Origin of the sequence: Pararhizobium capsulatum DSM 1112 (genome assembly GCF_030814475.1) — a bacterium.
GTDB classification, from domain to species: Bacteria; Pseudomonadota; Alphaproteobacteria; order Rhizobiales; family Rhizobiaceae; genus Pararhizobium; species Pararhizobium capsulatum.
Genome location: NZ_JAUSVF010000001.1, coordinates 13,053 through 31,544, shown reverse-complemented (window position 1 = coordinate 31,544; position 18,492 = coordinate 13,053). Strand labels below are relative to the sequence as shown.

General features: G+C 60.8%; 18 protein-coding genes. 11 read left to right on the top strand and 7 right to left on the bottom strand.

Features of this window, described 5'->3' with window-relative positions; genetic code table 11:
* Positions 1 to 149: 149 nt before the first annotated feature.
* Entirely contained in the window at positions 150 to 1,043 is an 894-nt protein-coding gene (locus tag QO002_RS00130; RefSeq protein ID WP_307225477.1) for a LysR family transcriptional regulator, read from the bottom strand.
* Positions 1,044 to 1,071: 28 nt separating this feature from the next.
* Positions 1,072 to 1,842 (bottom strand): SDR family NAD(P)-dependent oxidoreductase, encoded by a 771-nt coding sequence (locus QO002_RS00125; protein ID WP_307225475.1) that lies wholly within the window; start codon positions 1,840 to 1,842, stop codon positions 1,072 to 1,074.
* 161 nt (positions 1,843 to 2,003) lie between these two features.
* Here QO002_RS00125 and QO002_RS00120 point away from each other — a divergent pair, with 161 nt between their 5' ends.
* From QO002_RS00120 to QO002_RS00085, 8 genes are all read left to right on the top strand, one after another.
* On the top strand, positions 2,004 to 2,768 hold the full coding sequence (locus tag QO002_RS00120) for a DeoR/GlpR family DNA-binding transcription regulator (RefSeq protein WP_307225473.1): 765 nt from the start codon (positions 2,004 to 2,006) through the stop codon (positions 2,766 to 2,768).
* A gap of 98 nt (positions 2,769 to 2,866) precedes the next feature.
* Positions 2,867 to 4,417 carry a glycerol-3-phosphate dehydrogenase gene (gene glpD, locus QO002_RS00115; protein WP_370878430.1) on the top strand — a complete coding sequence of 517 codons (1,551 nt, stop codon included), beginning with the start codon at positions 2,867 to 2,869 and terminating at the stop codon, positions 4,415 to 4,417.
* Positions 4,418 to 4,460: 43 nt separating this feature from the next.
* A complete protein-coding gene (locus QO002_RS00110; RefSeq protein WP_307225469.1) occupies positions 4,461 to 5,543 on the top strand; it encodes an ABC transporter ATP-binding protein in 1,083 nt (360 codons plus the stop codon).
* 10 nt (positions 5,544 to 5,553) lie between these two features.
* Positions 5,554 to 6,624: an ABC transporter ATP-binding protein gene (locus QO002_RS00105; RefSeq protein ID WP_307225466.1), complete on the top strand. Its 1,071-nt coding sequence runs from the start codon at positions 5,554 to 5,556 to the stop codon at positions 6,622 to 6,624.
* Positions 6,625 to 6,627: 3 nt separating this feature from the next.
* Positions 6,628 to 7,494: a carbohydrate ABC transporter permease gene (locus tag QO002_RS00100; RefSeq protein WP_307225464.1), complete on the top strand. Its 867-nt coding sequence runs from the start codon at positions 6,628 to 6,630 to the stop codon at positions 7,492 to 7,494.
* Between the two features lie 16 nt (positions 7,495 to 7,510).
* The gene (locus QO002_RS00095; protein ID WP_307225462.1) at positions 7,511 to 8,335 is read left to right on the top strand and encodes a carbohydrate ABC transporter permease; all 825 of its coding nucleotides are present in this window, start codon (positions 7,511 to 7,513) and stop codon (positions 8,333 to 8,335) included.
* On the top strand, positions 8,335 to 8,754 hold the full coding sequence (locus QO002_RS00090; protein WP_307225459.1) for a DUF2160 domain-containing protein: 420 nt from the start codon (positions 8,335 to 8,337) through the stop codon (positions 8,752 to 8,754). The genes QO002_RS00095 and QO002_RS00090 overlap by 1 nt, the downstream gene beginning before the upstream one ends.
* A 78-nt stretch (positions 8,755 to 8,832) precedes the next feature.
* The gene (locus QO002_RS00085) at positions 8,833 to 10,554 is read left to right on the top strand and encodes an ABC transporter substrate-binding protein (protein WP_307225457.1); all 1,722 of its coding nucleotides are present in this window, start codon (positions 8,833 to 8,835) and stop codon (positions 10,552 to 10,554) included.
* Positions 10,555 to 10,794: 240 nt separating this feature from the next.
* On the opposite strand, the gene QO002_RS00080 is transcribed toward QO002_RS00085, so the two are convergent.
* The 3 genes from QO002_RS00080 to QO002_RS00070 form a co-directional block, all read right to left on the bottom strand.
* Positions 10,795 to 11,694, bottom strand: coding sequence for a DUF6030 family protein (locus tag QO002_RS00080; protein ID WP_307225454.1), 900 nt, complete (start codon positions 11,692 to 11,694; stop codon positions 10,795 to 10,797).
* Between the two features lie 84 nt (positions 11,695 to 11,778).
* On the bottom strand, positions 11,779 to 11,988 hold the full coding sequence (locus QO002_RS00075) for a hypothetical protein (protein ID WP_307225452.1): 210 nt from the start codon (positions 11,986 to 11,988) through the stop codon (positions 11,779 to 11,781).
* A gap of 134 nt (positions 11,989 to 12,122) precedes the next feature.
* Entirely contained in the window at positions 12,123 to 13,022 is a 900-nt protein-coding gene (locus QO002_RS00070; RefSeq protein ID WP_307225449.1) for a LysR substrate-binding domain-containing protein, read from the bottom strand.
* Positions 13,023 to 13,131: 109 nt separating this feature from the next.
* Here QO002_RS00070 and QO002_RS00065 point away from each other — a divergent pair, with 109 nt between their 5' ends.
* The 3 genes from QO002_RS00065 to QO002_RS00055 are packed head-to-tail and all read left to right on the top strand — an operon-like array spanning position 13,132 to position 16,928.
* Positions 13,132 to 14,277: an iron-containing alcohol dehydrogenase gene (locus tag QO002_RS00065; RefSeq protein ID WP_307225447.1), complete on the top strand. Its 1,146-nt coding sequence runs from the start codon at positions 13,132 to 13,134 to the stop codon at positions 14,275 to 14,277.
* A gap of 2 nt (positions 14,278 to 14,279) precedes the next feature.
* A complete protein-coding gene (locus tag QO002_RS00060; protein ID WP_307225445.1) occupies positions 14,280 to 15,779 on the top strand; it encodes an aldehyde dehydrogenase family protein in 1,500 nt (499 codons plus the stop codon).
* Between the two features lie 27 nt (positions 15,780 to 15,806).
* Positions 15,807 to 16,928: a mandelate racemase/muconate lactonizing enzyme family protein gene (locus tag QO002_RS00055; RefSeq protein WP_307225443.1), complete on the top strand. Its 1,122-nt coding sequence runs from the start codon at positions 15,807 to 15,809 to the stop codon at positions 16,926 to 16,928.
* Between the two features lie 17 nt (positions 16,929 to 16,945).
* On the opposite strand, the gene QO002_RS00050 is transcribed toward QO002_RS00055, so the two are convergent.
* Both QO002_RS00050 and QO002_RS00045 read right to left on the bottom strand, forming a co-directional pair.
* A complete protein-coding gene (locus QO002_RS00050) occupies positions 16,946 to 17,341 on the bottom strand; it encodes a hypothetical protein (RefSeq protein ID WP_307225441.1) in 396 nt (131 codons plus the stop codon).
* Positions 17,342 to 17,553: 212 nt separating this feature from the next.
* Positions 17,554 to 18,321 carry a potassium channel family protein gene (locus tag QO002_RS00045; RefSeq protein ID WP_307225439.1) on the bottom strand — a complete coding sequence of 256 codons (768 nt, stop codon included), beginning with the start codon at positions 18,319 to 18,321 and terminating at the stop codon, positions 17,554 to 17,556.
* Between the last annotated feature and the right edge of the window lie 171 nt (positions 18,322 to 18,492).

Genomic DNA, 18,492 nt, shown 5'->3' with positions numbered 1-18,492 from the left:
GCCTGTTCGCAAAGCGGCAACTTCCGTTGCCAGCTGCGGCAGCAGGTAAGCCTCCAGCTCCCTGCGCCGCTCATTTCATGCGAAAAAGCTTCGCAGTCGGGGTCTTTCAGGTCAATACGGCTGTTTCGTCGATCGATAGAAAATTTCTATCAACCCATGTTTTGCTCACTCAGAATGCGTGCTTCGTGCAAAAGGGCCGACACGAGCGGCGTGAACGGTTCGCGGTGTGTCGCCACCAGTCCGACGGTATGATGCGCGTCCGGTTCCGTGATTGGAATGATCTTGATATCGCTGTGAAAACCAAATGAATTCGCGACGTTAAATGGCATTATGCTCGCCCAGTGGCCGGTGCGGACATGGGAAAACAGCACGATCATCGAGTTCGATTCCAGCGTCGGAGCAGCGACTGCGCCAGCCTCGGCAAAATGCTGGTTGATGATCCGCCGGTTCTGCATATCGGCGGTCAATAGACAAAGCCGAAGACTGCTGACTTCCTTCCACGTCACGCTGTCGCGGTCGGCAAGCGGCGTGCCGGCCGCCGTCACCAGATGATAGCGCTCCACCTGCAGCGGCACGCTGGTTACCCGGCCCAACGGCTCGTTTTCGAGATAAGTCAGCCCCGCATCGACCTCGAGATTTTCGAGCAGGCCGAGGATTTTTAGCGATGTGGTGGAAAGGATGCTGAAGGTGACCTCAGGATGCTTTTCCTGAAATGGCCCGGTGATGCTCGGCACCATGGCAAGCGTCGTCGGTACGGCCGCGAGCCGGATATGTCCGACAAGTCCCTTGCGAGCGGCCCGCATCTCTTCGCGCATGGTCCGGCTGTCGCCAACGATCCGGCGCGCCCACTCCAGCACCCGCTGCCCCTCCGGTGTCAGCCCTTGATACCGGGCACCGCGAATAACGAGCATCACCCCGAGCTGATCTTCCAGCTGGCGGATCGCTGCCGAAAGCGTCGGCTGGGTGATGCCGCTCAGTTCGGCCGCCCGGCCGAAATGCCGCTCCTGCGCTAGCGCGATGAAGAATTCCAGCTTGTCGATCATAGGAGCCTGTCCATGGTAGGAGGCGCGGTCAGCAGATCAGCTGGCCGCCATTGACCTCCAGCACCTGGCCGGTGATGTAGCCGGAAAGCACGGACGATGCGAGGAAGAGATAGGCGGGCGCGCAATCCTCCGGCGTACCGAGGCGCTGCAGGGGTATGGACTTGCGGGTCGCCTCGAGCTTTTCCGGCGTCGAATATCGTTCATGGAAATCGGTGGTGATCGTTCCGGGCGAAACACAATTGACCCGGATCCCATCGGGGGCAAGCTCCCGCGCCAGCGCCTTGGAATAGGTCGCAACAAAGGCCTTTGTAGCGGAGTAGATCGCCGAGCCGGTGCTGCCGCCCGTGATCGCCGAGATCGAGACAGTATTAACGATGGCGCCCTGTGTCGAGCGGCGAAGCTGCGGCAGCAGCGCGCGGGTAATCTCCACCACGGAAGTCTGGTTGAGTTGTACGACGGTCTCGTACTGGTCGTCCGTCAGCTCGCCGGCCGGAAAGCGCCCGACCATGGTTCCGGCATTGTTGATCAGCACATCCACCTGTTCGAACAGGCTGTCAGCCCGGCGCAGGACATCTGCGATCCCCTGATCGGTCAGGAAATCACCATACACCAGATGCGCCCGTGCTTCCTCTATAGCGGCTTGCAAGAAATCGGGTTTTCCGCCTTGCGGGGCGCGGCCGGCATGCAGCAGCACATGGGCGCCGCAATCGAGAAACAGCCGCGCGACTTCAAGGCCGATCCCGCGCCCCGCGCCGGTCACAACCACATTCATTCCCTTGAACAAGGATGGGTGAAACATCTCAAATCCTCCCGAAAGCAGGCTGGCGCATCCTCTCCTCAATTGCAATGTTGCAGTCGGCTTTCGGTTGCATCGGCAATGGGAGCCTGCTGCATTTCATGCTTTGCGCCGCTTTCGTTTTTGCCTATTATGAAAGAAAACGAAATAGGGCTGGGAACACCATGTATCTGACCGGGCGGCAATCCGAAATCCTCGATCTTGCCAAGACAGAGGGCCGAGTGCTCGTCGATGAGCTGGCAAGCCGCTTCGCGGTGACGCCGCAGACGATCCGCAAGGACTTGAACGATCTCTGTGATGCACGGGTGCTGACCCGCATTCACGGCGGAGCGATTTTTCCGCGTGGCAACGAGAATGTGAAATACGAAGCCCGACGCTCGATCGCGGCAAGCGAAAAGCAGGCGATCGGCCAGGCCGCCGCCGCCATGATCCCCGACAATTCTTCGCTGTTCATCAATATCGGCACGACGACCGAGGCTGTGGGAGAAGCGCTGCTCGACCATAAAGAGCTGATGGTTATCACGAATAATATAAATGTTGCCAACAGGTTGCGTGTTTTCCCCTCGATCGAGGTGGTCATCGCCGGCGGCGTCGTGCGCGGTGCCGATGGCGGTATCGTCGGTGAGGCCGCGGTGGATTTCATCCGCCAGTTCAAGGTCGATTACGCTGTGATCGGCGCGTCCGCCATTGATCACGACGGCGCGCTTCTGGATTTCGATTATCGCGAAGTGAAAGTGGCGCAGGCGATCATCGCCAATGCCCGCCACGTCATTCTGGTGTCCGATTCGACCAAATTCGAGCGCACCGCGCCGGTTCGCATCGGCCATATCAGCCAGGTCCACACCTTCATCACCGATAGCTGTCCGATCGAAAACGTGCGGACGATCTGCCAGGAGCAGGACGTGCGGCTGATCGAAACGAATGCCTGACCCCAAGCATCTGGATCAGCATATTATTTTCCTGTAACATTCGTTTGACATTCGAAAATATTCGCTTTAACTAAATTCACTTTCGCATATGCGCAAAATTGTGCGATGCGAAATGTGGGGGGAGACAAGGCGTGCCTGCGGAAGATCAGTTCGACATTTTCGTCATCGGCGGTGGCATCAACGGCTGCGGCATTGCGCGGGATGCGGCTGGTCGTGGGTATTCCGTTGCCCTTGCCGAAATGAACGACTTCGCCTCCGGAACCTCGTCGGCTGCCACCAAGCTCATTCACGGCGGCCTGCGCTATCTCGAACATTACGAGTTTCGCCTGGTGCGCGAATCGCTGATGGAGCGCGAAGTGCTCTGGGCGATGGCGCCACATATCATCTGGCCGATGCGCTTCGTCCTGCCGTTCCACAAGGGCGGCGTGCGCCCGGCCTGGCTCATCCGCCTCGGCCTGTTCCTCTATGATCACATCGGTGGCCGCAAGCTGCTGCCGGCGACGAAGACGCTGGACATGCGCCGCGACCCGGCCGCCAAGCCGCTGAAGTCGCTGTTCACCAAGGCCTTCGAATATTCCGACGGCTGGGTCGATGATGCGCGCATGGTGGTGCTCAACGCCCGCGACGCTGCCGATCGCGGCGCGCTGATCCTCAGCTGCAGCCGTGTCACCTCCGCAAGGCGGGAAGCCGGCCTCTGGCATATCGATGTCGAGGATCGTGCGACGGGTGCCGGCAGCAGCTTCAAGGCGCGCATGCTCGTCAATGCGGCAGGGCCATGGGTCGATGTCGTGCTTTCGGATGTGTTCAGCAACAACAGCGCCCACAATGTCCGCCTCGTCCAGGGCAGCCACATTATCGTGCGCAGGAAATTCGACGACCCGCGTGCCTATTTCTTCCAGAACCCGGATGGCCGCATCATCTTCGCCATTCCCTACGAGACCGATTTCACGCTGATCGGCACCACCGATCGCGATTATAACGGTGACCCCCACGAGGTTCGCATCACCGACGCAGAGACCGACTATCTCTGCAAGGCGGCGAGCGAATATTTCAAGGAGCCTGTCGCGCCCTCCGATATCGTCTGGACCTATTCCGGCGTGCGCCCGCTGTTCGACGATGGTGCGTCCAAGGCGCAGGAAGCCACCCGTGATTATGTGCTGAAGGTCGAAGGCGGCAAGGGCGATGCGCCGCTTCTCAATATCTTCGGTGGCAAGCTCACGACGTATCGCCGTCTTGGCGAGCACGCCCTGGAAAAGATCATCGAGATGATCGGTACCAAGGGTGCGCCCTGGACGGCTGGAAGCTCTCTTCCCGGCGGCGATTTTCCGGCAACCGGTTATGACGCGCAGGTTTCGGCCCTGAAGGATCGCTACTCCTTTTTAGGGGACCGTCACGCGCGGCGGCTTGTCCGCCTTTATGGTACGCTTGCTGCGCGCATGCTGGGAGAGGCAAAGGCGCTCAGTGATCTCGGTCGCCATTTCGGCGCCGATCTCTACGAGGTCGAGGTCAACTGGCTGATGAACAGGGAATGGGCGCGCTACGCCGAAGACGTCTTGTGGCGCCGCACCAAACTCGGTCTGAAAGTGGGTCCGGCAGAAGTCGCCGGGCTGGAGGAATACATGCGGGAGAAAATGCGCGAGGTCGCCTGACGGCGCCATGCCATTGAAGCTCCGGCTGGGAGGAAGCCTGGTAATGCTTGAACTGAAAAACATAACCAAGGTCGTGGGGGCGGATACGCATATCCATCCGACAAACCTTGTGCTGGAGCGGGGGTCGCTGAACGTGCTTCTCGGCCCGACGCTGTCCGGCAAGACGTCGCTGATGCGGCTGATGGCGGGGCTCGACAAGCCGACCTCCGGCACGATCCATTTCGACGGCAAGGACGTGACGGGCGTACGCGTTCAGGATCGCAGCGTCGCCATGGTCTACCAGCAATTCATCAACTATCCGGCAATGACCGTTTACGAAAACATCGCCTCGCCGATGCGGATCGCCGGCAAGGATGCCGCCACCATCGACCGCGAAGTGAAGAAGGCTGCCGAGCTGATGAAGCTGACACCCTATCTTGACCGCACCCCGCTCAATCTCTCCGGCGGCCAGCAGCAGCGCACGGCGCTTGCCCGCGCCATCGTCAAGAATGCCAGCCTTGTGCTGCTTGACGAGCCGCTCGCCAACCTCGACTACAAGCTGCGCGAGGAACTGCGCGAGGAACTGCCGAAACTCTTTGCCGCCTCCGGCTCGATCTTCGTCTACGCAACGACAGAGCCGACGGAAGCGCTTCTGCTCGGCGGCAATACGGCGACGATGAACGAGGGCCGCATCAGCCAGTTCGGCTCGACGATCTCCGTCTATCGGCGCCCCGTCGATCTCATCACGGCCAAGACCTTTGCAGACCCGCCTCTCAACACGGCCGAGCTGGTGAAGAAGGGCGCGCATTTCGAGAAGGACGGCGCGCCGTTGCTGCCGGTGCCGGCGCATCTTTCCGCCATCGCGGACGGTCCGGTCACCGTCGCATTCCAGCCGCATCACTTGTCGATCGAAAGGCCGGATGCCTCGGCCGCTGTCCTGAAAGCGCGGGTCATCATTTCGGAAATCGCCGGCTCGGAAAGCTTCATCCATGTGCAAGCTTCGGGTTCCCGCTGGGTCATGCTGGAGCATGGGATCCATGATTTCGATCCGGATACGGCACTCGATCTCTTTGTCGATACCCGTCACCTGATGGCCTTTTCGCCGGATGGCCAGGCAACCGGCGGCCAAGCCGCGCACGCGGCGTGAGGAGACCATCATGGCACGCATCACGCTCGAACATTTGAGACACGCCTACGGCCCGAACCCAAAGTCGCCGGCCGACTATTCGCTGAAGGAAGTCCATCACGAATGGAACGACGGCGGCGCCTACGCGCTGCTCGGCCCCTCCGGCTGCGGCAAGACCACGCTGCTCAACATCATCTCCGGGCTGCTGCAGCCCTCCGAAGGCAAGATCCTCTTCGACGGCAAGGACGTCACCAACCTGCCGACCCAGGAACGCAACATCGCCCAGGTGTTCCAGTTCCCGGTGATCTACGACACGATGACGGTCTACGACAATCTCGCCTTCCCGCTTCGCAACCGCAAGGTTCCGGAAACTGAGGTCGATCGCCGCGTCACCGAAATCCTCGACATGATCGGCTTGGCGGACCGCGCCAGCAAGAAGGCCCGCGGCCTCACCGCCGACCAGAAGCAGAAGATCTCGCTCGGCCGTGGCCTCGTCCGCTCCGATGTCAGCGCCATCCTGTTCGACGAGCCGCTGACGGTCATCGATCCTCATATGAAATGGGTGCTCCGCTCGCAGCTGAAGCGGCTGCACAAGCAGTTCGGCTTCACCATGGTCTATGTCACGCACGACCAGACCGAGGCGCTCACCTTCGCAGACAAGGTCGTTGTCATGTATGACGGCGAGATCGTTCAGATCGGCACGCCGGCCGAGCTGTTCGAAAAGCCGAAGCATACCTTCGTCGGCTATTTCATCGGTTCGCCGGGCATGAACGTGCTGCCGGCGAAGATCGATGGCTCGACCGTCGATCTCGGCGACGGCAGCGTCACCCTCGGCTTCGCGCCGAAGATTACGGCCGGCGCAAAAACCGAACTCGGCATCCGTCCCGAATTCGTCCGCCTCGGTCGCGAGGGCATGCCGGTTTCGATCTCCAAGGTCGAGGACATCGGCCGCCAGAAGATCGTGCGCGCCTCGTTTGCCGGGCGGCCGCTGGCCATCGTCGTCCATGAGGACGGGGAAATCCCGGCGGAGCCGAAGATCACCTTCGATTCGGCCGCCATCAACATCTATGCCAATTCCTGGCGCGTCGGCGGGGAGGGCTGAACCATGGAAAAGACCTGGAACAACAAGGCCTGGTTCATGGTGCTGCCGGTGCTGGTGCTTGTCGCCTTCTCGGCGGTCATCCCGTTGATGACGGTCGTGAACTATTCAGTGCAGGACACCTTCGGCAACAATGAATTCTTCTGGGCCGGAACCGACTGGTTCACCGATGTGCTGCATTCCGACCGCTTCTGGGATGCATTGACCCGTAACCTGATCTTTTCAGCGATCATCCTTGCGATCGAGATTCCGCTCGGTATCCTGATCGCGCTGAACATGCCGAAAAAGGGTCTCGGCGTGCCCTTCTGCCTCGTCTTCATGTCGCTTCCGCTGCTCATTCCGTGGAACGTCGTCGGCACGATCTGGCAGGTTTTCGGCCGCGTCGATATCGGTCTGCTCGGCTATACGCTGGATGCGATCGGCATCCCCTACAACTACGTCAACAACGTCTTCGACGCCTGGGTGACGCTGATCGTCATGGACATCTGGCACTGGACGAGCCTCGTGGTGCTGCTCTGCTATGCCGGCCTCGTCTCGATCCCCGATGCCTATTATCAGGCTGCCAGTATCGACGGTGCGTCGCGCTGGGCCGTGTTCCGCTACATCCAGCTTCCAAAGATGAAGCGCGTGCTGCTGATCGCCTTCCTGCTGCGGTTCATGGATAGCTTCATGATTTACACCGAGCCCTTCGTCGTCACCGGCGGCGGTCCCGGTAACGCCACCACCTTCCTGTCGATCGATCTCGTCAAGACGGCCATCGGCCAGTTCGACCTCGGTCCCGCAGCAGCGCTCTCGATCATCTACTTCCTGATCATCCTGCTTCTGTCGTGGATCTTCTACACCGTCATGACCAACAGTGACGCCGAGAATTGAGAAAGGAGGAACGACCATGACCACAGCAACACAGACCTCCGGCCGTAACCTCTCCTGGATCGTGCCGACCCTCTATATCGTCTTCCTGCTCCTGCCGATTTACTGGCTGGTCAACATGAGCTTCAAGACCAACACCGAGATCACCGGCACGTTCTCGCTCTATCCGCATGCGCCGACGCTTCACAACTATGCGGTCATCTTCACCGACCCGTCCTGGTACAAGGGCTATATCAACTCGATCATCTACGTGGTGATGAACACGGTGATCTCCGTTTCGGTGGCGCTGCCGGCGGCCTATGCCTTCTCGCGCTATCGGTTCCTCGGCGACAAACACCTGTTCTTCTGGCTCTTGACCAACCGCATGGCACCGCCCGCCGTCTTCGCCCTGCCGTTCTTCCAGCTCTACTCGGCCTTTGGCCTGATCGACACGCACATCGCCGTTGCGCTGGCGCACTGCCTGTTCAATGTGCCGCTCGCCGTCTGGATCCTGGAAGGCTTCATGTCGGGCGTGCCGAAAGAGATTGATGAGACCGCCTATATCGACGGCTATTCCTTCCCGCGCTTCTTCCTGCGGATCTACATTCCGCTGATCGCATCGGGCATCGGTGTCGCAGCCTTCTTCTGCTTCATGTTCTCCTGGGTCGAGCTTCTGATCGCCCGGACGCTGACGACGACGGATGCCAAGCCGATCGCCGCCATCATGACGCGCACGGTATCGGCCTCCGGCATGGATTGGGGCGTACTGGCCGCCGCCGGCGTGCTCACTATCATTCCGGGCGCGATCGTCATCTATTTTGTCAGAAACTACATCGCCAAGGGCTTTGCCCTGGGGAGGGTATAATGGCCGCTGTCTTGCAACGCACCAATCGCTGGCCTCTGGCGCTGGCCCTCGTTCTGGTAGCCTATGCCGCAATCGCCGGGCTGCTCGTCATGGCGCTGCCGGTCAAGGATGGCGCACGGGACTGGTTTGCCCCGCTGATTCCTGGCGGCTGGATGGCATGGACGTTCCCGTCGGCCATGTTCTTCCTGACAATCTTCCTACTGCTCGCGCTGATGGCCGTATGGGAATATGCCCGTCCCGGCGGCAGCCCGCGAGTCGGTATCCTGCGCTTCGAGACGACGCGCGGCGACCGCCTGTTCATATCGCTGCTCGGCAGCGCCTTCATCAATCTCGCATGGCTGGGCCTCGTCGGCACCGGCCAGTGGTGGGCTCTTGCCCTGTCGCTCGTCTACGCCGTCGGCGTCTTCAAGCTGGTCTGAGGCAAGGACTGGAAATGCCGTTCGGAAAGGAGCCGGACGGAACGTAACTGCACTCGCAAACCTTTAAGGGAGGACATTATGCGACGGCACCTACTGACATCAACGGCAGTCATGCTGCTGGCTTTTACCGGAACCGCATTTGCGGGCATGGACGAGGCCAAACAGTTCCTGGACAAGGAAATCGGCGATCTCTCGACGCTTTCCCGCGCTGATCAGGAAAAGGAAATGCAATGGTTCATCGATGCGGCAAAGCCATTTGCCGGCATGGATATCAAAGTTGCTTCCGAAACACTGACGACACACGAATACGAATCCAAAACCCTGGCTGCAGCGTTTACCGCGATCACCGGTATCAAGGTCACGCATGACCTCATCGGCGAAGGTGACGTGGTCGAAAAGCTGCAGACCCAGATGCAGACGGGCGAGAATATCTACGACGCCTATGTCAACGACTCGGACTTGATCGGCACCCATTGGCGCTACCAGCAGGCCCGTTCGCTGACCAAGTGGATGGCCAATGAAGGCAAGGACGTGACCAACCCCGGTCTCGATCTCGCCGACTTCATCGGCACCAAGTTCACGACCGCTCCGGACGGCGATCTCTACCAGCTGCCCGACCAGCAGTTCGCGAACCTCTACTGGTTCCGCTATGACTGGTTCAACGACGAAAAGAACAAGGCCGACTTCAAGGCGAAGTACGGCTACGACCTCGGCGTTCCCGTCAACTGGTCTGCTTACGAAGACATCGCCGAGTTCTTCACCGGTCGGGAAATCGACGGCAAGAAGGTCTATGGTCACATGGACTACGGCAAGAAGGACCCGTCGCTCGGCTGGCGGTTCACCGACGCCTGGCTTTCGATGGCCGGCAACGGCGACAAGGGCCTGCCGAACGGTCTTCCGGTCGACGAATGGGGCATCAAGGTCAACGAAAAGTCCCAGCCGGTCGGCTCCTGCGTTGCCCGCGGTGGTGACACCAACGGCCCGGCAGCCGTCTATTCGATCCAGAAGTATCTAGACTGGTTGAAGGCCTATGCACCGGCATCCGCCCAGGGCATGACCTTCGGCGAGGCTGGTCCGGTTCCGGCCCAGGGCGAAGTCGCCCAGCAGATTTTCACGTACACGGCGTTTACCGCCGACTTCGTGAAGGAAGGCCTGCCGGTCGTCAACGCCGACGGTACGCCGAAGTGGCGTTTCGCTCCGAGCCCGCATGGCGTCTACTGGAAGGACGGCATGAAGCTTGGTTACCAGGATGTGGGTTCCTGGACGCTGATGAAGTCGACCCCGGAAGATCGCGCCAAGGCGGCCTGGCTCTACGCCCAGTTCGTCACCTCGAAGACCGTCGATCTCAAGAAGAGCCATGTCGGCCTGACGCTCACGCGTGAGTCGTCGATCCAGGACAAGAGCTTCACCGATCGTGCCCCCAAGCTCGGTGGTCTGATCGAGTTCTACCGCTCGCCGGCCCGCGTTCAGTGGTCGCCGACCGGCACGAACATCCCGGACTATCCGAAGCTGGCCCAGCTTTGGTGGCAGGCAATCGGTGATGCGTCTTCGGGTGCGAAAACCGCCCAGGAAGCCATGGATTCGCTGTGCGCCGAGCAGGAAAAGGTCCTGCAGCGCCTCGAACGCTCCGGCGTTCAGGGCGATATCGGTCCGAAGCTCGAGGAGGAACACGATCTTGAATACTGGAACAAGGATGCCGTTTCCAAGGGCAACCTTGCTCCGCAGCTGAAGATCGAAAACGAGAAAGAAAAGCCGATCACCGTCAACTACGACGAACTGGTCAAGAGCTGGCAGAAGTAAGCCGGCTAACTCCTTTCTCCCGAAAGCCGTCCGGATTTACGTCCGGGCGGTTTTTTGTTTTTAGGTATGCGACGGACGGGGCGGCACCTTTCCTCTTCTCCCCAGCGGGGAGAAGAGCCGAGCCCATGCGAGGCGATGAGGGGGGCTTTGCCGCAAACTCAGTGCCAGCCAGCCCCCTCATCCGGCGCTTTGCGCCACCTTCGCCCCGCTGGGGAGAAGAGGGAGATCGCCGCATTCTCCTCAATTCTCCTCCGATTTCACCCCCGCCAACGGCAACCCGCCAGCCCCTTCACCAGCCCTCATGCCGCCCACCATCGGCGCCTTGTCGTCATCCGAAAGCGGTAACCACCTTTCCCGGTCGAAATATGCGGCTACGGGTGATCTGCGCGGTTTACCCGGCGCCTGGCTGGCGATGAAGTTGTAGCGCGGAACCTCGCCCATTTCCTTTTTGAAGCGGATGCGGCTTCCGAAATTGTCCAGCTCGAACTCTTTTAGCGAGCGCACGAGACGCACGACTTCCTCGCTGTTTTCCCACTGCGCGCGATCGAGAAAGATCATCGCGGCATCGGCCGCCAGTGCCGCCACCGGCCCGCTGTCTGCTGGTCGTTCGATGTTCAGCTTGACGCGGAACGAGGTCACCCGGTTTTCGCCGTCACCCTTGATGGAGACGAAGATCGAGGATTCCGCTGCTCCGTCGCCATCCGTTGACGGTAGTACTGTCGTTAGCGAGGAGCATTCCCAGTTGTCGCGGTTGCTGCTGCTGATGACCCAGTCCATGCCGCGAAAGCCGGCTTCCTTCACCTGTTCGCACAGGCTGCGGGGATCGCTGCGAATGGCGCGCAGAAAGGTCTGTGGCGGGCTTTTCATATCAGCAAAGGCAAAGGTCGGCAGCACCATGTGCGCCGGCGGCAGCCGCGTGCCCTTGATCGAGCGAAAGGGCACGGATTGCTCCTGCTCGGGAGAGGATGAACCGGACAGCGTAATTGCAGCGGGCATTTCGATCTCGAAATATCGCAGCAGAAGCCGCAGACTGCGCCCGTCATTGGCAAGGAGAGCGGTGGTCAGGATACCAACAAAAATCACAAGCAGGGCGACGAGGAAAAACAGCTTTCCCGACCGCTCCCTTTTCCCCTGCGCCATCGTTGAACCTGCTCGCCGCTTTTCATTCCGCTTAAGCGCAATCTACTGCAGAATTCCTAATGGAAGCATGGGCAGGCCACCAATTTACCGTGTCCGGCGGTTCAGCTGCTTTTGCCGGAAGGCGGAGAGGATCACATAGAGGATCAGGAGGGGCCAGGCGAGGCAGGAAACCAGCCCGACAACGCGCATGACATCCCATTCGCCGCCCTCAAGCTCGCCTTCACGGTAGCCGCTGTCCAGGAACAGCAACGCAATCGCGATATGGAGCGCCGACAGGAGATAGAACCACGTCATGGGCACGTTCCAGATTGCCGATAGCGTGCGCAAAATGGCCTGTACGAGGCCAATGGCAGACGGGTAACCCGGATACAAATCCCGTCAGATGCGCAACATCCTATCAGTTGCACGATTCGAGCGGCACGGAAAGCTCACGTTTGCCCGATCAGGGCCGTATACAGCCGCATCACCTCCGGTGCCACGGTCTTGTGGCGCGGCAGGCCGAGATAATAGCCGTAGCCGGTCGAAAGCTGCTCGCCGCCCACCTGCACAAGCCGGCCATCCCGAAGTTGCTGGTCGATCAGCCCGAGGCTACCGAGCGCAATACCGTCGCCACGCACGGCCGCGTCGATCGCCATGACATAGGTCGAGAAGGAATAGCGCGGCGCCGGCGGCTTGACCCGTTGCTTGGCGGAGAGCCGGTCGAACCATTGCCGGAAGGAAATCCAGTGCGCGTTGAAGCGCTCGTAGTCGATCAGGTCGAGACGGGCGATCTCTTCGATGGTCACGGCGGCGGCGTCGATCCCCCGACTTGCGAGATAGGCCGGTGCAGCCACCGGCGACAGCACCTCAGGCAGCAGCAGTGTCAGGTCCCAGCGGGGATGTTCTCCGGCGGAATAGAGAATGACGAGATCGTTGTTCTCCGAAGCAAGATCGGACGGTGTATCGGATGTCAGCAATCGCAGCGATGTCTGTGGGTTCTCGTTGCCGAAATCCTGCAGCCGCCGTCCGAGCCAGAGATGCGAGACCGAGCCGCTGGCGGCAATCGCGATCGTGCCGCCAGTCTGCGGCCGAAAGGCCTCCAGACTTTCCTCCAGATAGTCCAGTGTCGCCCGTACGCGCTGAAAAAGCCGCTCGCCCTTCGGCGTCAGGGCAAGGTTCTTGCCGCGCCGCTGGAAGAGGGCGGCACCCAGATGATCCTCCAGTCCCTTGATCCGCCGGCTGACGGCAGCCTGGGTGATATTCAGCTCGCGTCCGGCGCGCGAAAAGTTCATGTGCCGGCAGGCGGCATCGAAGACACGGAACGCTTCGAGCGGAATATGGCTCAGCATGGCCTAGTATAACCTGACATCATCAATATACCCGAGAATTGGTCGGATTTGAAAATATCAGATCGTGATGCAGGGTAAAGCGACCAATTTGCATCAGGATATGCGCCCCGTGAGCTTCACCATCTCCTTCGTTCCCGAGATCCGCTTCGGCAACGATCTCCACCGCAGCATCGGCTCGGCCGCCGCCGGCCTGGGCGGAATCAAATCCGCCGCCATCGTCATGGACGGGTTCCTCGCCCGATCCGGCCTTGCAGAAACGATCTCCGCAAGCCTCGCCGAGTATGGCATCGAAGCCAGACTCTTCTCCGATTTTACCGGTGAACCCAAGCTCGCCCATGTCCGCGCTGCAACGGATGTGGTCAAGGGGACCGATCTCGTCATCGGCATCGGCGGCGGCTCTGCCCTCGATATCGCCAAGATCGCCGCCTGCTGCGCCGCTTCCGGCGAAGACGCAATGCACTACGCACTGGCGGCAAACCCGCTGCCGAAAAATCCGCTGAAGAAGATCATGGTGCCGACCACGGCCGGCACGGGCTCGGAAACCTCCGCCACCAACATCTTCGCCGGCCCCGAAGGCAAGAAGCTCTGGATATGGGGCGCGGAAACCAAGGCCGATCTGGTCATTCTCGATCCCGTCCTGACCGCGACCCTGCCCGCCAACCTCACGGCATGGTGCGGCATGGATGCTTTCATCCACGCCTTCGAGGCCGCGACCAACCGCAACGCCCATACCGGCGGCAAGTTCTATGCGCATGAAGCCCTGCGTCTCCTGACATCTTCGCTGGAAACGGCGGTGAAGGAACCGGACAATCTCGAAGCCCGCGGCAAGGTCCTGCTCGGCTCTTGCTACGCCGGCATCGCCATCGACAATTGCGGCACCGCCATCGCCCACAATGTCAGCCACGCCATGGCCGGCCTCGCGCCCGTCCACCACGGTCTCGCCACGGCGCTGGGTTTCGAAGCAACCATCGCATGGCTGATCGAGGCCGACACCGCCGATCTCAACGCCGCCGCCCGCGCCTGTGGCGTCGCCAATGCAGCCGCCTTTCCGGCCTTCGTCACCGGCCTGATGGATCGCACCGGCATCACCCGCGCCCTTCCATCCGCATTCTCCGCCTTCGACGGACAAGCCCTCGCTGCCGAAATGAAGGCACCGGAAAACCAGCCGATGCGCCGCTCGACCATTCGGGACGTTGATGATGCCGACATCGACCATTTCGCCGCCATTCTTATGTCCCTGCCGAAGGCTGCCTGACCATGACCGCTTCCTACACCCGCGACTATTGGGAAAAAGCCCTCTCCGCCCTCGCCATCAATGGCCAGCATTTCATCGACGGCCAATCGGTCGCAGCCGCTTCCGGCCGTACCTTCACCCGCACCCGCCCGATGGATGGCAAGCCCGGTGCCATGCTCCAGCGTGGTGACGCCGCCGATATCGACCGCGCGGTCGCTTCCGCCCGTGCAGCCTTTGCAAGCGGCGTCTGGCGCCACAAGGAGCCGCTGGAAAAGAAGAAGATCATGCTGAAATGGGCGGAGCTGATCCGCGCCCATGGCGAGGAACTGGCGCTTCTCGAAACCCTCGATGTCGGCAAGCCGGTGCTCGCCTCGCTGAACGTCGATGTCCGCCTCTGCGCCGATGGTATCCAGTTCTATGCCGAGATGATCGACAAGCTCTATGACGAGATCGCCCCGACCGGGCCGAATGCCCGCGCTCTGGTGCGCAAGGTGCCGCTCGGCGTCATCGGCGCGATCACGCCCTGGAACTATCCGATGATCATAGATGCCTGGAAGCTCGGGCCTTCGATTGCCGCCGGCAATTCCGTGGTGCTGAAACCGGCCGAACAATCCTCTCTTTCGGCGATCCGTCTTGCCCAGCTCGCCTTCGAGGCGGGACTGCCAGCCGGCGTCTTCAATGTCATCACCGGCTTTGGCGAGGAAACCGGCAAGCCGCTGGCGCTGCACATGGATGTCGACATGATCGCCTTCACCGGCTCGACGGAGGTCGGCAAGCTGATCATGGGCTATGCCGCGCAATCCAATGTCAAACGGGTGGCGCTGGAGCTTGGCGGCAAGTCGCCGCTCGTCGTCTTCGAGGATGCCGATCTCGATGCGGCCGCATCTGCCGCCGCCTGGGGCTGCTTCTACAATTCCGGCGAAACCTGCCATGCCTCCACCCGCCTCGTTGTGCACCGCTCGGTGCAGCAGGCGCTGATCGAGAAGATCGAGGCGGTTGCGAAATCCGATATCGCCCTTGCCCACCCCTTCGAGCCTTCCGCCCAGATCGGCGCGCTGATCGAGAAGGAGCATATGGACAAGGTGCTTGGCATGATCGCGGCCGGCGAGAAGGAGGGTGGCCGGCGTGCCTTCGGCGCCGAGCAGGTGATGCACGACACCGGCGGCTATTATGTCTCGCCCGGCGTTTTCGTCGATCTCACCAACGACATGAACCTCGCCCGCCAGGAGATCTTCGGCCCCGTGCTCGCCGCCATCCCCTTCGATACGGAAGAGGAAGCGCTCGCGATCGCCAACGACACGATCTATGGTCTGGCAGGGGCCGTCTTCACTCGCGACATGAACCGCGCGCACCGCTTCTCGGAGGCGATCCATGCCGGCACGGTCTGGATCAACACCTACGACATGTCCAACTTCGCCACCCCCTTCGGCGGCTTCAAGCAATCCGGCTTCGGCCGCGACCGCTCGGTGCACGCCATCGACAAATATTGTGATTACAAGACGATCTGGCAGCAGTTCGGCTGAGACGAAAGACACCCGGAGGAGAGCCCCATGAGCAAGATCGTTTCCATCGAAATCAGCCATCATCGCCTGGCGCTCGACCCGGCCTTCAAGGCCAGCTGGGACGGCCGCCCGCGAAAACATTTCGAGGCGACGATCGTGCGAGTGCGCGATGACGAGGGTCGTGAGGGCATCGGCTCCGGCGACCTGATGAAGGGCTTCGAGGGGCACGAAGAGCTTTTCATCGGCCACGACCCGCGCCATCTGGAGCGGCACTACGAGGTTCTCTCCCACATCAATTTCCACTATGGCCGCTGTTGGCCCATGGATTTGGCACTCTGGGATCTCGCCGGCAAGATCACCGGCGAGCCGGTCTGGCGCATGCTCGGCGGCCGCGCCGACAAGGTTCGGCTCTATGCCTCCTCCGGCGTGCTGCGCGAGCCCGCCGCCATGGCCGATCAGGCTGAGCGCTACATCGAGGAAGGTTTCCCGGCGATGAAGGTGCGCTTTTCGTCTTCAGCTGGCGGCCGCGGCAGCTGGAAGGCGGATGTGAAGGCGCTCGAAGCCATCCGCGCCCGGGTGGGCGACCGGTTGGAGCTGATGGTCGATTGCAATCAGGGCTGGCGCATGCCCTGGGACACGACGTTGTCCTGGACCTTCAAGGATGCGCTCACTGTCGCCCGCGAGCTGGAGCGGCTCGGCATCTACTGGATGGAAGAGCCGCTGCATCGCTCGGACCGCGAAGGCATGCGCCGGCTGTCCGACGCGACCTCGATCCGCATCGCCGGCGGCGAGATGACGCGCGAGGTCTACGAGTTCCGCGATATCATTGAGCAACGCGCCTTCGACGTCATCCAGCCGGATGTGGCGCTCGTCGGCGGCATCACCGGCTGCCGCCGTCTGGCCTTCCAGGCGCGCGAAGCCGGTGTGATGTTCACGCCGCATTCCTGGACCAACGGTATCGGTGTTCTCGCAAACGCCCACCTGACGGCAGGTTGCGGTGACGCCCCCTTCCTCGAATATCCCTATGACAATCCCGAATGGAGTGAAGCCCGGCGCGACTATCCGATGATCGAGCCCTTGAAGCACAAGGACGGCTGGCTTGAACTCGGCGAAACCCCCGGCCTCGGCATCGTGCTCGACGAGGAACGGCTCAAGGCCACGAGGCACTGAGCCGCTTTCCCCTTGGCTTATTCGGCTGGTGCGGTCCGTGCGGCGGTGCTGCCCGTATAGATGATGAAGGCAAACATCAGCACGCCGGCAAAGGTGATCAGCGACGCGATCGCGACGACGGGCTCCATCGCCTCATTTCCCATCAGCATCAGATAGAGCGACGGCACCATCAGCGTCACGCCGGATGTGTAGACCGCATATTGTACCACGGCGATCCGCCGTTCAGCCTTTTCGGGGTTCAGCGCGTAATACCCGCCAAAGATCGCCATGGTGACCCAGCCGAGCAGGTTGGCGTGAGCATGGGCACCGATGACGCTGTGATCCTGTGATATGGCCATTTTCAAGCCCATACAGATCCCGATGATCAGAAATATGATGGCTGTACGAAAATAGAGATGTGCAATGCGTGGCATATAAGTTTCCCCTCCCAAAACACCCCCAAGGGTGCGCCGCGCATGTTAGCATTGCTATGAAGAGAGTGTCAGGGGCCAAATTTGGCGGTTTCTTGCCGGGTCAGACTCCTCCCTTGTGGGCATGGCAATCGCTTATGGAATTGCGGCGGGCGCGGTATTCGCGGTGAATACCATCATCGCCTCGCATCCTCTCGGCACCCGCTGCCGCGATATCAGTCGCTATCATCAGGAATGTTCAGAATATGTCCGCAGGCCTTGCAATGTACGGCATCGTGATCATGCCGCTGCAACCCGCATTGCGGGCAAGGAAATGCGACCTTGTTCGGCCGAACGATCGTTTGCGCCAGCCGCACGAACAGTGAGATGCCGAAGATCATCGTCACGATCGAGGTCAGCTTGCCCGCTGTGCCCGGCAACGTGATGTCGCCGAAGCCGGTCGTCGTGATGGTCGCCACGGTGAAGTAGAGCGCATCGACGAAGCCGTTGATGCCGGCGTCGTGGTAGAAGAAGGTCGTGTAGACAAAGCCGGTAACGAGGAACAGGAAGGTGATGAAATTGATAACCGCCTTGATAACATCTCCCCATCGCGCACAGCCGGCGTGGGTCATCAGCATGGCGAAAGCCTTGCTCTGTCCGAGCGACCAGATGCGGAAGGCGCGCAGAAAGGCGAAGTTTGAGAGCTGCTGCGGAAACAGCAGCGTACCGAGCACAAGGATATCCACCCAGGTCATCGGCCGCATCAGCCAGTGTTTGAAGTCGGTTGCCACGAGAATGCGGGCCACGAGTTCACAGGCGATGACGAAGGCGATCGCATAGTCGATGATGAAGTAGGAACGCCCGTTTCCGAGATAGGGGCCGAGCACGAAGAAGATGAGAATTACGAGATCGATGAGCGCCATTGCGACCTGAAAACGGATCGCCTGGGTGCTGGTGCCGAGATATAGGCCGCGCAACTTGCTACGGATTTTGACCAGCGTCATGCGCCCCACTCCATTGCGTCGTCTCACACTTTGGATTGCCCCACCGTCCGAGATAGGCTGCACCCGAAGCAAGGTCAAGCCGCTGTAATAGTCGGTCTTCAGTCCCCGCCAATCCCCGTGTCACGATACCATGCCACCATGCCTGCGTTGCGCCATCGGCTGCATCGCGAG

Excerpts from the sequence above, each read along its gene's own strand:
- QO002_RS00130 (WP_307225477.1), bottom strand. The coding sequence starts at position 1,043 with ATGATCGACAAGCTGGAATTCTTCATCGCGCTAGCGCAGGAGCGGCAT.
- QO002_RS00125 (WP_307225475.1), bottom strand. The coding sequence starts at position 1,842 with ATGTTTCACCCATCCTTGTTCAAGGGAATGAATGTGGTTGTGACCGGC.
- QO002_RS00120 (WP_307225473.1), top strand. The coding sequence starts at position 2,004 with ATGTATCTGACCGGGCGGCAATCCGAAATCCTCGATCTTGCCAAGACA.
- QO002_RS00110 (WP_307225469.1), top strand. The coding sequence starts at position 4,461 with ATGCTTGAACTGAAAAACATAACCAAGGTCGTGGGGGCGGATACGCAT.
- QO002_RS00105 (WP_307225466.1), top strand. The coding sequence starts at position 5,554 with ATGGCACGCATCACGCTCGAACATTTGAGACACGCCTACGGCCCGAAC.
- QO002_RS00100 (WP_307225464.1), top strand. The coding sequence starts at position 6,628 with ATGGAAAAGACCTGGAACAACAAGGCCTGGTTCATGGTGCTGCCGGTG.
- QO002_RS00095 (WP_307225462.1), top strand. The coding sequence starts at position 7,511 with ATGACCACAGCAACACAGACCTCCGGCCGTAACCTCTCCTGGATCGTG.
- QO002_RS00090 (WP_307225459.1), top strand. The coding sequence starts at position 8,335 with ATGGCCGCTGTCTTGCAACGCACCAATCGCTGGCCTCTGGCGCTGGCC.
- QO002_RS00085 (WP_307225457.1), top strand. The coding sequence starts at position 8,833 with ATGCGACGGCACCTACTGACATCAACGGCAGTCATGCTGCTGGCTTTT.
- QO002_RS00080 (WP_307225454.1), bottom strand. The coding sequence starts at position 11,694 with ATGGCGCAGGGGAAAAGGGAGCGGTCGGGAAAGCTGTTTTTCCTCGTC.
- QO002_RS00075 (WP_307225452.1), bottom strand. The coding sequence starts at position 11,988 with ATGACGTGGTTCTATCTCCTGTCGGCGCTCCATATCGCGATTGCGTTG.
- QO002_RS00070 (WP_307225449.1), bottom strand. The coding sequence starts at position 13,022 with ATGCTGAGCCATATTCCGCTCGAAGCGTTCCGTGTCTTCGATGCCGCC.
- QO002_RS00060 (WP_307225445.1), top strand. The coding sequence starts at position 14,280 with ATGACCGCTTCCTACACCCGCGACTATTGGGAAAAAGCCCTCTCCGCC.
- QO002_RS00055 (WP_307225443.1), top strand. The coding sequence starts at position 15,807 with ATGAGCAAGATCGTTTCCATCGAAATCAGCCATCATCGCCTGGCGCTC.
- QO002_RS00050 (WP_307225441.1), bottom strand. The coding sequence starts at position 17,341 with ATGCCACGCATTGCACATCTCTATTTTCGTACAGCCATCATATTTCTG.
- QO002_RS00045 (WP_307225439.1), bottom strand. The coding sequence starts at position 18,321 with ATGACGCTGGTCAAAATCCGTAGCAAGTTGCGCGGCCTATATCTCGGC.